The organism is Hymenobacter sp. BT730 (assembly GCF_030542105.1).
Taxonomy (GTDB): domain Bacteria; phylum Bacteroidota; class Bacteroidia; order Cytophagales; family Hymenobacteraceae; genus Hymenobacter.
Map to the genome: position 1 here is coordinate 1286282 of NZ_JAUOFB010000001.1, position 14699 is coordinate 1300980.

Consider the following 14699-nt stretch of genomic DNA (forward strand, 5'->3'; position numbering starts at 1 on the left):
TTTTGCAAAATACTCCTATGCTGGCCGCGCTACTAGGCGCCACTGAGGGGTGTTGTTGCTGTTGTTAAGTAGATCTATAGGCTGCCAGTGGGCAGTGGAGCTTGGCCATTTGAGCCGCTTAATTCTTCCATTTCCGTGTGCTTTTTTTGCCTGTTGCCTATAGGCATTCGCAGGGGAATATGCGTAAGTGGAAGATACTGACCTGATAAAAGGTCGTTTCACTGATACTTGGGATACCGAAGTATCCGAACCTGCGGAGTGTTCGGGCCGGGGCTAGTTTGCTGAAGGATATCTACCAGTAGCCGCAAAGGGGAGGCCGGTAGGTAGTGTCGTTGTTTTCTCTATTTCTTTTTACTGTATGAAAAATCTATTCTCTTTTCGGATAGGGCTGGTGATGCTTTTCTGGCTTACTACCCTGGTCGCCTTCGCCCAAAACCTGACCGTAACAGGCCGGGTAACCAACCTGGTCGGCCAGAGCCAGCCCGGCGTAACAGTGCTGCAGCAAGGCACCACCAACGGCACCAGCACCGATACGGAGGGGCACTACCGCCTGGAAGTGCCCGGCACGGCTACCCTGGTTTTCTCGGCCATCGGCTCTGCTACCCAGCAAATTCCCGTGAATGGCCGCACCACCATTGATGTGCGTCTGGCCGACAATACCACGGCTCTGAATGAAGTAGTAGTAACCGGCTCCCGCGCCGCTGAGGGCCGCTCCAATATCCTCACCACCTCGCCGGTAGACGTTATTTCGGCTCGCGAAATCAAAGCCTATGCCCAGACGGACATCACGCAGATTCTCACCTACGTGGCGCCTTCCTTCCAGAGCAGCCGCCAGACCGTGACCGATGGTACCGACTTTGTAGACCCGGCCACCCTGCGCGGCCTGGGGCCCGACCAGGTGCTGGTGCTGGTGAACGGCAAGCGCCGCCACACCTCTGCTCTGGTAAACATTAACGGCACGCCCGGCCGCGGCTCCGTAGGTACCGATATGAACGTTATTCCTCCCGCGGCCATCAAGCGGGTGGAAGTGCTGCGCGAAGGCGCGGCGGCGCAGTACGGCTCCGATGCCATTGCGGGTGTCATCAACATTCAGCTGAAGGATGATACCACCGGCGTGAACGTGAGCAGCACCGTGGGCCAGACGGCCAAAAGCGACGGTCAGCTATTTCAGGCGGATGCCAACGCCGGGTTTGGGCTGAACCGGCGCGGCTTTGTGAATGTGAGCGGGCAATTCAGCAACCGCAGCTTTGTAGACCGCAGCGGCCGCGACACAGCCCCTCTCATTTACCTGGGAACTTCTGGCGGTAATTATCCTACCAAAACTGACCCTAACGACCCTTCCAAACAGATTCCCTTAACGGATGAGGAAAAGCGGACGCTAAAGGCTCAGGATGATGCACTGGTAACGGAGCGCGGCTTCAACCGGCGGGATATCCGTGTGGGTAGCTCCGATACCCGCACGTATGGTGGCTTCCTGAATGCCGCATACACTCTGGTACCCAGCCTGGAACTGGAAGCCTATGTAGCTGGCGGCCTCACGCGCCGCACCGGCCGCGCTGGCGCCCTCTACCGCCTGCCCACGCAGGCCTCCCAAATTGATCTGAACGTGTACCCCAACGGCTACCTGCCCTTCATCAACAGCACCGTCGACGACCAGTCATTGATTACCGGGGTGCGTGGCAATGTGCTCGGCTTTCAGGCTGATCTGAGCAATACCTTCGGCCGCAACAGCCTGCGCTACGATATTTCCAACACCATCAATGCTTCGCTGCCGCAGGGCACCAGCCCTACAGCGTTTTATGCGGGCAAGCTGATTTTTCAGCAGAACACGGTGAACCTGGGCTTCTCGCGCAAGTTTATGAGCGTGCCGGTGCTGAGCACCCTGAACGTGGCCTTCGGCGGCGAATTCCGCCGCGACAACTTCCAGATTAAAGCCGGCGATGAAGGCTCCTATATCTATGGTGGCCGTGTGGTGAACGGCTCCCCGGCTGCGGCCGGTGCGCAGGGTTTCCCGGGATATCAGCCCCAGGATGCGGTGGATAAGTCGCGCAACAATGTGGGCGGCTACCTCGACTTGGAGAGTGACATTACCGAAAAGTTGCTGTTGAATGTGGCCGGCCGGGCCGAGCACTACAGCGACTTTGGCTCTAACGTGAGCGGCAAGCTGGCCGCGCGCTACAGCATTTTGCCCGATGTGTCGTTGCGCGGAGCCATCAGCAACGGCTTCCGGGCGCCTTCTCTGCAGCAGCGCTATTTCACTAACTCTAGCACCCAGTTTAGTGGCGGCGAGCTACGGCAGGTACTCACCACCAATAACGACAACCCGCTGACCAAGGCTTTCGGAATAGAGCCTTTAAAGCAGGAAAAGTCGAAAAACTACAGCCTGGGCATCACGGCGCGGGTGTTGCGCACGGCCACCCTCACCGTAGATGCTTATCAGATTGATATCAAGGACCGGATTGTATTGAGTACCCAGTTTAACCGCAGCAACGCCGCCGTGAATGAGATTCTGGGCACGCTGCCGGTGCAGGGCATTCAGTTCTTTGCCAATGCCGTGGATACCCGCACCCGTGGCTTGGATATTGTAGCCAATGAGCGTCTGAACTTTGGCGAGCAAAGCCATCTGACGCTGACAGCTGCTGCCAACTTCAACGAAACCACCGTGCAGGGCTTTCATAGCTCCTCCTTTATTGATGCCAACCCCTCGCTACAAAACACCCTGTTCGACCGTGCCCAGCGGGCCCGGCTGGAGAACGGCCAGCCGCGCAGCAAAATTAACCTGAGTGCCGATTATGGCTACGGTATTTTTGGCGTGAATCTGCGCACCGTGCGCTTTGGTGAGGTGCAGACCAAGGACTCCAACCCTGCCCGCGCTTACATTGATCAGACGTTTTCGGCCAAATGGGTAACGGACCTGGTACTGAGTGCCCAGGTGACCAAATACCTTGGCGTGAGCGTGGGGGCCAATAACCTGTTCAATGTGTACCCCGACCGGCTTTACCAGGACCCCAACAACAACGAGCAGAGCCTGACTTATTCTACGCTCGATAACACCAACCGCGGGCGCTTTCTGTATAGCTCCAATCAGTTTGGCTTTAATGGCGCCTTCTATTTTGGGCGCCTGAATGTATCATTCTAGCCTAAGGTATAATGATATGGAAAGGGCCGGCCAACCCAGGCCGGCCCTTTTTTGCGTACATGGCGCATGTTGGCTGATAAATATCTTTTGATTCCTGTTTCTATGAGGTACCTATTGGCCTTTTGGTTATTGCTGATTGGCTTCGGCTGCACCAAACCAGCTGTTGAGCCTATTCTGACAGGTGGACCAAGTACTACGCCCATTCCGCCAGCTGCCGGCCCGGCTGTAGAGTTTCTCTCCTTGGGTGATTCTTATACCATTGGGGAAGGCGTGCCCGCGGCCGACCGGTGGAGTGTGCAACTGGCACGCATGGCCCAGACGCAGGGCCTGAACCTGCAAACGCCCGATATTATTGCCCGCACCGGCTGGACGACGGGGGAGCTAAAAGCAGCTATTCAGGCCGCCAACGTGCAGAAAATCTATGGGCTGGTGTCGTTGCTCATTGGGGTAAATAACCAATACCGCGGCATGCCGCTAACTACTTATCAGACTGAGTTCCGGGAGCTGCTGCAAACGGCTATTCGCCTGGCTGGCGGCCGGCCTGAACGGGTGTTCGTGCTGTCTATTCCCGACTGGGGCGCTTCCCCTTATGCCCGTGGCCGCGACCAGACGAAGATTGCCTCCGAAATCGACCAATATAATGCTGTGGCGAAGCAGGAAAGCCAGCAGGCAGGCGTGGCCTTTGTAGACATCACCGGCTTTACCCGCACCGCCTCCGGCGACGCTACCCAGTTTACCATGGACGGACTACATTACTCAGGCCCCCACATGAAGCTTTGGGCCCAGGCGGCTTTGCCAGTAATCCAGGGGCTGCTGAAGTAAAAACAGTTGTTTCCTGTTATCCGTCAATGCAGAGCGCTGACGATACTTCTAGCAAGCTGATGCTATAAATGGATTAAAGCAAAAAGAGCCGCCACTTCTACGTGCCGGCTCTTTTTGCTTTAGAACAGAAGCTGCCTATTTGCCAATCGTGGAGTTGGAGTCCAGAATCTTGAGCAGCTCGTTGAGCTTGGGCGTCAGGATGATTTCGGTGCGGCGGTTCAGAGACTTATTGCCGGCGTTATCGTTGGGGGCTACGGGGATGTACTGGGCGCGGCCGGAAGCTGTTACGCGCTCCGGCTGAATGCCGCCGGTAGTAAGCAGACGAGCTATTTCGGTGGCGCGCAGCACGCTCAGGTCCCAGTTGTCCTGCATGCCGGCGGTGCCTTTCAGAATAGGCACATTATCGGTGTGGCCTTCTACCACTACGTTCACATCGGGCTGAGTTTTGAGCACGGCAGCCAGCTGCTTGAGCGCCTCCTGACCTTTGGGGTCTACTTTGGTAGAGCCGGATTTGAAGAGCAGCTGCTCGGAGAGAGAAACGTACACTTTGCCGTCCTTCATCTTCACCTGCAAATCGGTGCCCTGGAAGCCGCGCAGAGCGTTGCTTACGCTGGCTTTGAGGTCGTTGACGGCTTTGTCTTTTTCCGCCAGCGCCTTTTCCAGCTCCGCCATGCGCGCTTCGCGCACTTTCAGGTCGGCGTTCAGCTTATCAATAGCCGTTTTGCTTTTGTTGAGTGAGGTTTCCAGCTCGCCCAGCTCAGCTTCGCGGCGGGCCAGGTCCTTGGCTACCTTATTGTAGTCTGCCGATTTATCGGCCATGGCCCGGTCGGAGTTCTTCAGCAGCTTGTCGTAGCTGTCGGTGAGCTGGGTGTAGAGGGAGCGGGTGCGGCGGAGGGCGTTGCCGGTCTGGGCAGAGTCGTCTACTAGGCGGCGGTTCTGCAGGCGCATTTCATTCAGCTCATCGGTGGTTTTCTTCAGCTCTGTTACGGCCTGCCGCTGCTGCCGCTCGGCTTCCGTCCTGGCTTGTTCCGTAGCGGTCTGGCGGGCGCGCAGGTCATCGTACTTTTTAGAGGCTACGCAGCCGGGCAGCAGTGAGGTGGCAGCTACCGAAGCGGCCAGCAGCAGAAGAGAGGAATTTTTCACAACCAAAACATGGGTAAACACAACGAAAAGGGTGTAGCAGCCCGCAGGCGGCATACCCCGGGCAAGGTAGCTACTTCGCGGCGCACGGCGCAAACCACTGGGTAGCGTCCACTGATTTTCGGTCTATATTTGTTTTCCTGCCTTCCTGGTTTTGTTCCACCCAAATTCCTTGCAAATGGCCACCGTTCTTCCCCAAACTGCCGAAATGGATGCGCTGCTGCAGCACCAGTGCACCACCATCAGCAAAGAGCTGCTGCACGCCCCCGGCCCCGATTTTATGGACCGTTGCTTTGTGCCGTCCAGCCGCACGCCCCAGGTGCTGCGCAGCCTGGGCCAGCTCTATCACCACGGCCGACTGGCCGGCACCGGCTACCTGAGCATTCTGCCCGTAGATCAGGGCATCGAGCACACGGCCGGCGCCTCCTTCGGACCGAATCCTATGTATTTCGACCCGGAAAACATCATCAAGCTGGCGCTGGAAGGCGGCTGCAATGCGGTGGCTACTACGTTTGGCACCTTTGGTACGGTGGCCCGCAAGTATGCCCACCGGATTCCGTTTCTGGTGAAAATCAACCACAACGAGCTGCTGACTTACCCCAATAAGTACGACCAGATTCTGTTTGGCTCCGTGGAGGAAGCCTGGAACCTGGGGGCTACGGCAGTAGGCGCTACTATTTACTTTGGCTCGGAGGAATCAAACCGGCAGATTCAGGAGGTGTCGCAGGCGTTTGAGCGGGCGCACGAGCTGGGCATGGCCACCGTACTGTGGTGCTACACGCGCAACAATGCTTTCAAAACCGCCGACAAGGACTACCATGTTTCCGCCGACCTCACCGGGCAGGCCAACCACCTGGGTGTTACCATTGGGGCCGATATCATCAAGCAAAAGCTGCCGGAAAACAATGGCGGTTTTGCGGCCCTGAAATTCGGCAAAACCCACCCGGGCATGTACGATAAGCTGGCCTCGGATAACCCCATTGACCTGACGCGCTACCAGGTGGCCAACTGCTATATGGGCCGCATTGGGCTGATTAACTCCGGCGGCGAAAGTAAAGGCGCCACCGACCGCGACGAAGCCGTGCGTACCGCTGTTATTAACAAGCGGGCCGGAGGGCAGGGGCTGATTTCAGGCCGGAAAGCCTTCCAGCGGCCATTTGCTGAAGGCGTAGACCTGCTGCACGCTATACAGGACGTGTACCTCGATTCTTCCATTACGCTGGCGTAGCGTATAAGTCAAAAAAGGAAACCGGGCGAGGAGTACAATACTTCTTCCTGCTTTTGCCTAAATTCAATGTTACCTTTGCGGGCAGGCCGCTGTTATCAGCTAGCAGCGCCGCTCTGCATCCCTCAGCCACTCACTTCTCAGTAGTATATCATGTCTTGGTTTAAGCGCGTTGAAAAAGGCATCGTCACTCCCACAGAGCAAAAAAAGGAAACGCCGGATGGCCTGTGGTATAAGTGCCCCGAGTGCAAAACCGTAGCCCCCATGGTGGAGCACAAGCGCCTGCTTTTCACCTGCGCTAAATGCAACTTCCACGACCGGATTGACTCGGCCGAGTACTTTGAAATTCTCTTCGACGGCAATCAGTTCACGGAACTCGACGCCAACATGTCGTCGGCGGACCCGCTGAAGTTTGTGGATACGAAACCATATCCTCAGCGTGTGGCCGCTACGCAGCGGGCTACCGGCCTGAAAGATGCCGTACGCAGTGCCCACGGCAAAATGAACGGCGTAGAGCTGGTTGTCGCCTGCATGGATTTTAAATTCATTGGTGGCTCCATGGGCTCGGTGGTAGGCGAGAAGATTGCCCGCGCCATCGATTATGCCCGTCAAAACCGCATTCCGTTTCTGATGATCAGCAAATCAGGTGGGGCGCGCATGATGGAAGCAGGCTACTCCCTAATGCAGATGGCAAAAACCTCCGCTAAGCTGGCTTTGCTCTCAGAGGCTGGTATTCCGTATGTCTCCATGCTAACGGACCCTACCACGGGCGGCGTCACGGCCTCCTACGCCATGCTCGGCGACTTCAATATCTCGGAGCCTGGCGCGTTGATTGGCTTTGCCGGCCCGCGGGTTATCAAGGAAACCATTGGTAAAGATCTGCCCAAGGATTTCCAGAGTGCTGAGTTTGTGCTGGAGCACGGCTTCCTCGATTTTATTGTGGACCGCAAAGATTTAAAGCAGCGCCTGTCTGATTTGCTGCGAATGCTGCAGCCTCGCTTGGAAGCCGCTGTAAGTGAGGTGCCTGCCAATATTTCACGGCTGTAATTTACTCCTGACAGTTCCTGATAAGCCCGGAAAAAGCTAAAATCCCCCGCCCAGGTGTATACCGTGGCGGGGGATTTTTACGTTCTGGGCCCGAAATATTACAGCCGGTTTCCAAGGCAGAATAGGTCTGGCTCTATATTTGCCAAACATTTTTGCGCTGAAATCAGTAAGCACCACCAATCTCTCAAATTCTCCTTTTCCCGATTACCTTTTCTTTTCACCAAGTTTCTTTCCAATGAATTCTCCCAAATCGATTCTCTCGCTTTTTCTGGCTTTTGTGATGTTCCTGGCCTCGTGCGCCTCCAGCAAGCCTGCCAGCGACGGTAGCCTGCCCAGCGACAATGGCGCAGGTGCCCGTAAAACCGGCATGAGCAAAACGGCTAAAGGTGGTCTGATTGGCGCTGGCGCCGGTGCGGCCGCTGGTGCGGTTCTGGGCCGCGTCATTGGTGGTAAAAGCGGTACGGCCGCTGGTGCTATCATTGGTGCTACCGTAGGTGGTGCCGGTGGTGCCCTTATTGGCCGCAAAATGGACAAGCAGGCCGAAGAACTGCAGCGTGATATGCAGAACGCTAAAGTGGAGCGCGTAGGCGAAGGCATTAAAATTACCTTCGACTCCGGTATCCTCTTCGATACCAACAAGTCGGACCTGCGGGCTGCTTCCATGACGGAAATCCAGAAAATGGCTGCCGTTCTGAAAAAGTATCCTGATACCAACGTTATTGTGGAAGGCCACACGGACAACAGCGGTTCCGATGCTATCAACCAGCCCCTGTCGGAGCGTCGTGCCCAGGCCGTGTCTAACTACACCATCTCGCAGGGTGTAGATGCGGCTCGTGTTACCACCAAAGGCTATGGCTCTACTCAGCCAGTAGCTGACAACACGACGGCAGAAGGTAAGCAGGCTAACCGCCGCGTGGAAATTGCCATCTTTGCCAACGAAAAGATGAAGAAAGCCGCTGAAGAAGGCCGCCTGTAAGCTGCCAGCTGAAGCCTATCATACAAGAAAAAAGCTGCTCGTTTGGGCAGCTTTTTTCTTGCTGCTGGGGTTGATGATAAATTATTCTGAAAGTTTTTTAAGCTGTAAAAACCTGATTTACGGCCTTTAAGCGCAGTTTTCTTACTTCTCTTCTATACAGTTTGGATTTTTGGCAAGGTGGTTGCAAAATGCCAGTAAGTAGACCGGTAGCCAAAAGGAAATTGTTTTTCAGGCTATAGCGCTAAGAACCTAACCTGCTTTCTTTTCCAAGACACAAAAACGTACACACATGAAAAATCTTCGTTCTCCTTTCGCCTTTCTGATGGCGCTGCTAATGCTCCTGAGCAGCACCCTGACCCAAGCGCAGACCACGACCACTAAAAAGCCGATGAGCAAAACGGCTAAAGGCGCCATTATCGGTGGCTTGGGTGGTGCTGCAGGTGGTGCCGTATTGGGCCGCGTGATTGGGGGTAAAAAAGGTACTGCCAAAGGTGCCATTATGGGTGCCGTAGTTGGTGGTGCTGGTGGTGCTCTCATTGGCCGCCGCATGGACAAGCAGGCAGAAGAGTTGCGCCGCGAAATGGCCGGTGCTAAAGTGGAGCGCGTAGGTGAAGGCATCAAAATCACCTTCGACTCCGGTATCCTCTTTGCCAAGAACTCCTCGGCTCTCACCTCTACTGCCCAAACCAACATTGATGAGCTGGCGAAAACCCTCATTAAGTACGGCGACACCAACGTAATTGTAGATGGCCACACCGATACTTCCGGTAATGACGCTATCAACGACCCGCTGTCAGTACGCCGTGCCCAGGCAGTGGCCAACTATACGCAGCAGCAGGGGGTAGACGCCTCACGCTTCCAGGTGCATGGCTACGGCTCGCACCAGCCTGTGGCGGATAACTCTACTGAAGCTGGCCGCCGTGCCAACCGTCGTGTGGAAATTGCCATTTTCGCCAACGAAAAGCTGAAGAAAGCTGCTGAGCGCGGCGACATTTAAGCTTCCTGCATCCTTCCGTATTCTCTCCCGTCCGACGGTGTCTGTTCTTCAGGCATCGTCGGATTTTTTTGTGCCCGTAGGAATGAAGGCCTGTGTGGCGCAACCCAGGTCTGGCGGGGCGGGTACAAGGGCTCATGTCTACCGCCATTCCTGCTGCTATTACTTATACCGCGCCACCAGAGCAAAAAACCTGGCAAAATCATCTGGTGCTGGATGCTTTTTATGGGCCGTTATCCACGGTGCCCAGGCGTACACCCATGCGGGAGTTGATTAGCACAGTGCTTTCTCACCGTACCACCCACGCCGATGAAGAGCTGGCGTATGACCGGATGCTGGAAGCCTTTGGCGACTGGGCCGGGGTGCTGGCTGCCCCTACGGCAGAGCTGGCCCATACCATTCGTACCACCCGCTGGCCCGATACGCAGGCCCCGCGCATTCAGGAAATCCTGCGCCGCATTCAGGCGGAGCAGGGAGATTTTACATTAGACTTTCTGGCCAACTGGCCGGTGGAAAAAGGAATGGAATGGCTGACAGCAATGCCCGGCATTGGCTGGAAAACAGCCTCACTGGTGCTGCTATTTAACTTTCAGAAGCCCGTGCTGCCCGTAGATACGCATGTGCACCGCGTGGCGCAGCGCGTGGGCATGATAGGGCCCAAGGCATCGGTAGAAAAAGCCCACAAGCTCCTGCTGGATCAACTGCCTAAAGACCCGGTAGTGCTCCTGAATTTTCATAAGCACAACTACTGGCATGGCCAGCGCATCTGCTTTTTCACTAAACCCGATTGTGCCCGCTGCCCGCTAAAAGGCTTCTGCAACTATTATCTGGAGCACTTTGGACCGGCCACGGCGGAAGCCCTGGTGGCTACGCCGGCAAAATGGGAGAGGGCCTGGGGCGAGTTGCCGCATTAAGCCAGCTGTAACCCACCTAGTCATTACCTTTACTGCCTATGCGCCTTGTTCATCATCCGGTTCTGTGCAATTACTACGTCACGTATCGGTGCAATGCGCGATGCTCTTTCTGCGACATCTGGGAAAAGCCCTCCCCCTATATTCAATTGGCGGATGTAGAGCAAAACCTGCGCGATTTGAAGCGGCTGGGCGTATCGGTGGTTGATTTTACCGGGGGCGAACCGCTGCTGCACCGCCAGATACACGAGTTTGTGGGCCTGGCGCATGATATGGGCTTTATCACGACGCTTACCACCAACTGCCTGCTCTACCCCAAGTACGCCGAGCGGCTACGCGGTAAAGTAGATATGCTGCATTTTTCCCTTGATGCCTCCGAGAAAGAGGTGCACGACAAGGGACGGGGTGTGGCCTGCTATGATTTCGTGCTCGAAAGCATTCGGGTGGCCAAAGAGCTGGGGGAGCGGCCGGATATCCTGTTTACGGTTTTCCGCGAAAACCTGCATGATCTGGAGGCCGTGTACCGCAACATTGCCCAGCCTAACGGGCTGGTGCTCATTCTTAACCCGGCGTTTGAGTACAACTCCGTGGAAACCGGCGAGCAGCTTAGCCCCGCGGAGCTGGATTATTTATCGGCCTTTGGCAAGCGCCCGGGCGTGTATCTCAATCAGGCGTTTATTCAGCTGCGCAAAGATGGGGGCAACCACGTGGCGGATCCTGTTTGCAAGGCGGCCAGCACCACGCTGGTTATCTCGCCCAGCAATGAGCTGGTGCTGCCCTGCTACCACCTGGGCGAACAGAAATTCCCCATTCAGGGCCAACTCTACGACTTATACCACACCCCTGAAGTACGCCGGCAGATTGCGCTGGAAGGTCGCCTACCGCAGTGCGAAGGGTGCACCATCAACTGCTACATGCAGCCCAGCTTTGCCGTGGAGATAAACAAATATTTCTGGCAGGCTCTGCCAAGTACCCTGCGGTATAATTGGCATAAAGGCACGTGGAAGCGGATGCTTGTCCGCTAAAAAACCATTGGCGCCCAGCGTTTGAAAGCGGCTGGGCGCCAATGGTTTTTTAAACAAAGGGGAAAGGCAGGCTAGAATGCCATTTTTTTACTGGCTTGAAAAGCCTGCACCAAGGCTGCCGTATCAGTAAACGACTGGAACCGGCTTATTTTTCCATCCCGAAGCTCAAACACGTGAGCCCATTCTTCCTCGAAAATCTGCCCATTGGACCGGGTCTGACCTTTAGAATACCCGAGTGCCACTACCTTTTGGCCCTGAGCAATAAAATCCTGCGGCTCGAACCGCTCGTACTGAATGGCGTCGTGTAGTTTGGTGAAAAACGTGGTAACCTGTTCCTTGCCACGGAATACGCCGGCATAAGGAATGGTATCGGCAGCGCCCGGAAGGATAAATTCGATGTCGTCCGTAAAGAGTGTGAGCAAGTTGGGTATATCTCCTTTATTGAAGAAAGAATAGCCTTCCTGCACTGTCTGGGTGTTTTGTTGCTCATTCATAACATCGGCTGATAAGAAATAACAGGGTTGCCACTACCGCCGTCTGCTACCGCAACCCCATGGGTAGGTCATGCGGGTAAGGTGCTGATAAATACCTTGTTAATAAGTTACCCAATTTTAAATCTGTATCCAATGCCTGCCCTAATTCTGCCCGTACGCGGCATTTCGCCGCAACTCGGCCCCAATTGCTTTGTAGCCGACAATGCCACTATCGTCGGCGACGTAACGTTGGGCGCCGACTGCACCGTGTGGTTCAATGCCGTCATCCGTGGTGATGTCAATCAGATCCGCATCGGCGACAAAACCAATATTCAGGATGGAGCCGTGTTACACTGCACCTACCAGAAAGCCGCTACCACCTTGGGAGCCCGTGTGAGTATTGGCCACAAAGCCATAGTGCACGGCTGTACTGTGGAAGATGATGTGCTGATTGGCATGGGTGCTATTGTAATGGACCACGCCGTGGTGGGGCAGGGATGCATTATTGCGGCAGGCGCCGTGGTGCTGGAGAATACCCAGTGTGAGCCCAGTTACCTGTACGCCGGCATTCCGGCCCGAAAAATTAAGCCCGTAACGGAGGAGCAGCGCGCCAATATGCTGCGTACGGCCGATAACTATGTGATGTACGCGAGTTGGTTTAAATCAGAATAGCATTAAGTCGAAAAGCTTATTTTGGTACTATATACAGAAGCTATAGCTTTGCGAAGATTACAGCCATTTCTGATACCCTAATATTTCAGGCGAAAGGATAGCCTAATAGCCAAGCAGGGTGCTTATTGGGTGTATTATTCCATACTGTTCGCTTTATTCCTTTTTCTCTTTTTACCTTATTTATGAACAAGTTTTACGCTTATGCAGCTGGTGCTTTGCTGGCCGTAACCTCCTTGGCTTCTTGTAGCAGCAGCCACTATGCATTTAAGGCTGGTGCTTCTCCTTATCATGACGCTACGGTACGTCCGCAGGTTGTGGCAGAAGTGCCTCAACCTGCAGTTGTAGCTCCTGTAGTCATTGCAGCTGCACCGATTAAGTCTTCTCCCACTGCTCCACGAGCTGTGCACCAGACGGCAGCAGTATCCAAAATGGCTTCTGCTACTCAGCGGCTAAACATCGCACAACGGTCAGTAATAGCGAAAGTAACGGCGCGAGTAGATAATACCTTGCGTAAGCATCAGGATGTATCCAAGCGTAGAAATGGTATGTCGCGCGCTGGCCGGGCAGGTATCGTGATTGGAGTTGGTCTCGTAATTATTTTGATTGGTGGTCTTATTGGTGGGGCTAATATTGTATCAACCATAGGCGGGGTAACCTTCTTAGTAGGTCTTATCTTGCTGATAATAGCATTAGTAAGCGGTAATTAAAGCCTGCCTTTACTTGGCAGAAGCCCATAAAAAGAAGAGGCTCTACACATTGTAGAGCCTCTTCTTTTTATGGGCTAGTCTGCAACCTAGAAATGGCTTTCTACAGGCTCAGGCCTTCTTCTAACTCCGGATTTAGCTCACTTGCGGCAGTCACGCGCAGCTGCACCAACTCTACGGAGCGGCGTGAGCGTTGCAGCACCCGGAACTCATAAGGGTCGAGCACAGCCACGTCGCCTACTTCCGGGATGTTGCCATAAATCATATTCAGCAGACCACCCACGGTTTCGTAGTCTTCTCCTTCCGGCAGGGGGTAGGGTAGAAACTCGTTGGCATCGGGAATGGCGGTGGAGGTGTGCACGCGGTATTCCGTTTCCGAAATCTTCTCTACCACGGGTACTTCGTTATCGTACTCATCCTGAATTTCGCCTACCAACTCTTCCATAATATCCTCGATGGTGACGATGCCGGAAACGCCGCCAAACTCATCCGAAACAATGGCAATGTGCATATGCTTGCGCTGGAACTGGCGCAGCAGGCGGTTGATTTTCTTGGTTTCCGGCACAAAGTAGGCCGGACGCATAATGCGGGCCAGCTCTATATGCTCATTAAGACGAACAATATTAAGCAGGTCCTTTACATACAGAATGCCCACTATGTTATCAATAGAGCCTTCGTACACGGGAATCCGCGAATAGCCCTCGCTCTGCACCGTCTCGAAGATTTTATCCTCCGGCGAATTCACGTCGATAGCCACAATTTTGGTGCGGGGCACCATTATTTGCTTCACCATCCGGTCGTTAAACTCAAATACATTCTCAATCAGCTCATGCTCAGAATCCTGAATTTCGCCGCTTTGCTTGCTTTGGTCCAGCAGAATCCGGATTTCTTCTGTGGTATGGGCTGCCTCGCCATGGAGGGCCTTCACCCCAAACAAACCTAGGGTAAGGTTGCTGAGGCGGTCAAGCAGCCAGATGAAAGGCCGGAATACAAAATAGAAAATCTTGAGGGGCCAGGCTACCACCATGCTCACAGTTTCGGAGCGCTGCAGGGCCATAACTTTAGGTGCCTGTTCGCCAATTACAATGTGCAGCGTGGTGATGAAGGCGAAAGACAGGGCCAGCGAAACCCGGTGCAGCCACTCAGGGGAGATGCTGATATTTACGGCCGTGAGGGCCCCAGTTACTACCTTCTCGGCTACACTTTCGCCAATCCAACCCAATAGCAGGGAGGCCAGTGTGATACCCAGCTGACAGGCTGATAGGTATGCGTTAAGATTGTGTAGAATGCTCTGGGTAATGCGCGCTAAGTTGTCGCCGCTTTGAGCACGCAGGTCAATTTGCGAGGCCCTGACCTTTACTAAAGCAAACTCGGCAGCCACGAAAAACCCATTCAGCAAGACAAGCAGAAGGGTAAGCAGTATTTGTAAAACCATAGAGACGGAGTGGGGCTCACGCGGCCCGTTACTCCTAAGTAGTGCAAAAGTACGAGAATCCGGGCAAGCGGTTGGCTTTTCCCTTAAAGGCAGGGCCTTGGAGATTATTCCAACCGGAAGGTAGAGGCAGGCAACC

General features: G+C 54.6%; 13 protein-coding genes. 10 read left to right on the forward strand and 3 right to left on the reverse strand.

Annotated elements, in window-relative coordinates; translation table 11 throughout:
- The first annotated feature begins 358 nt into the window (after nt 1-358).
- The gene (locus Q4G72_RS05615) at nt 359-3139 is read left to right on the forward strand and encodes a TonB-dependent receptor (RefSeq protein ID WP_303310423.1); all 2781 of its coding nucleotides are present in this window, start codon (nt 359-361) and stop codon (nt 3137-3139) included.
- Nucleotides 3140-3241: 102 nt separating this feature from the next.
- Nucleotides 3242-3961 (forward strand): GDSL-type esterase/lipase family protein, encoded by a 720-nt coding sequence (locus Q4G72_RS05620; protein WP_303310424.1) that lies wholly within the window; start codon nt 3242-3244, stop codon nt 3959-3961.
- Between the two features lie 135 nt (nt 3962-4096).
- Here the strand turns inward: Q4G72_RS05620 and Q4G72_RS05625 are convergent, their stop codons facing one another.
- Nucleotides 4097-5104, reverse strand: coding sequence for an OmpA/MotB family protein (locus tag Q4G72_RS05625; protein WP_303310425.1), 1008 nt, complete (start codon nt 5102-5104; stop codon nt 4097-4099).
- 175 nt (nt 5105-5279) lie between these two features.
- Here Q4G72_RS05625 and Q4G72_RS05630 point away from each other — a divergent pair, with 175 nt between their 5' ends.
- From Q4G72_RS05630 to Q4G72_RS05655, 6 genes are all read left to right on the forward strand, one after another.
- Nucleotides 5280-6329 (forward strand): class I fructose-bisphosphate aldolase, encoded by a 1050-nt coding sequence (locus Q4G72_RS05630; RefSeq protein WP_303310426.1) that lies wholly within the window; start codon nt 5280-5282, stop codon nt 6327-6329.
- 150 nt (nt 6330-6479) lie between these two features.
- On the forward strand, nt 6480-7373 hold the full coding sequence (gene accD, locus Q4G72_RS05635) for an acetyl-CoA carboxylase, carboxyltransferase subunit beta (RefSeq protein ID WP_303310427.1): 894 nt from the start codon (nt 6480-6482) through the stop codon (nt 7371-7373).
- Between the two features lie 235 nt (nt 7374-7608).
- Nucleotides 7609-8349 carry a YiaD family glycine zipper/OmpA-like lipoprotein gene (locus tag Q4G72_RS05640; RefSeq protein WP_303310428.1) on the forward strand — a complete coding sequence of 247 codons (741 nt, stop codon included), beginning with the start codon at nt 7609-7611 and terminating at the stop codon, nt 8347-8349.
- A gap of 289 nt (nt 8350-8638) precedes the next feature.
- On the forward strand, nt 8639-9346 hold the full coding sequence (locus tag Q4G72_RS05645; RefSeq protein WP_303310429.1) for a YiaD family glycine zipper/OmpA-like lipoprotein: 708 nt from the start codon (nt 8639-8641) through the stop codon (nt 9344-9346).
- Nucleotides 9347-9480: 134 nt separating this feature from the next.
- The gene (locus Q4G72_RS05650; RefSeq protein ID WP_303310430.1) at nt 9481-10257 is read left to right on the forward strand and encodes an endonuclease III domain-containing protein; all 777 of its coding nucleotides are present in this window, start codon (nt 9481-9483) and stop codon (nt 10255-10257) included.
- A 38-nt stretch (nt 10258-10295) separates the two neighbouring features.
- Nucleotides 10296-11279 (forward strand): radical SAM protein, encoded by a 984-nt coding sequence (locus tag Q4G72_RS05655; RefSeq protein ID WP_303310431.1) that lies wholly within the window; start codon nt 10296-10298, stop codon nt 11277-11279.
- Nucleotides 11280-11350: 71 nt separating this feature from the next.
- Here Q4G72_RS05655 and Q4G72_RS05660 read toward each other — a convergent pair whose 3' ends face one another.
- Nucleotides 11351-11773 (reverse strand): nuclear transport factor 2 family protein, encoded by a 423-nt coding sequence (locus Q4G72_RS05660; RefSeq protein ID WP_303310432.1) that lies wholly within the window; start codon nt 11771-11773, stop codon nt 11351-11353.
- Nucleotides 11774-11905: 132 nt separating this feature from the next.
- Between Q4G72_RS05660 and Q4G72_RS05665 the strand changes: the two genes are divergently transcribed.
- Both Q4G72_RS05665 and Q4G72_RS05670 read left to right on the forward strand, forming a co-directional pair.
- The gene (locus tag Q4G72_RS05665) at nt 11906-12424 is read left to right on the forward strand and encodes a gamma carbonic anhydrase family protein (RefSeq protein WP_303310433.1); all 519 of its coding nucleotides are present in this window, start codon (nt 11906-11908) and stop codon (nt 12422-12424) included.
- Nucleotides 12425-12606: 182 nt separating this feature from the next.
- The gene (locus Q4G72_RS05670) at nt 12607-13131 is read left to right on the forward strand and encodes a hypothetical protein (RefSeq protein ID WP_303310434.1); all 525 of its coding nucleotides are present in this window, start codon (nt 12607-12609) and stop codon (nt 13129-13131) included.
- A 100-nt stretch (nt 13132-13231) separates the two neighbouring features.
- On the opposite strand, the gene Q4G72_RS05675 is transcribed toward Q4G72_RS05670, so the two are convergent.
- A complete protein-coding gene (locus Q4G72_RS05675) occupies nt 13232-14563 on the reverse strand; it encodes a hemolysin family protein (protein ID WP_303310435.1) in 1332 nt (443 codons plus the stop codon).
- Nucleotides 14564-14699 lie beyond the last annotated feature (136 nt).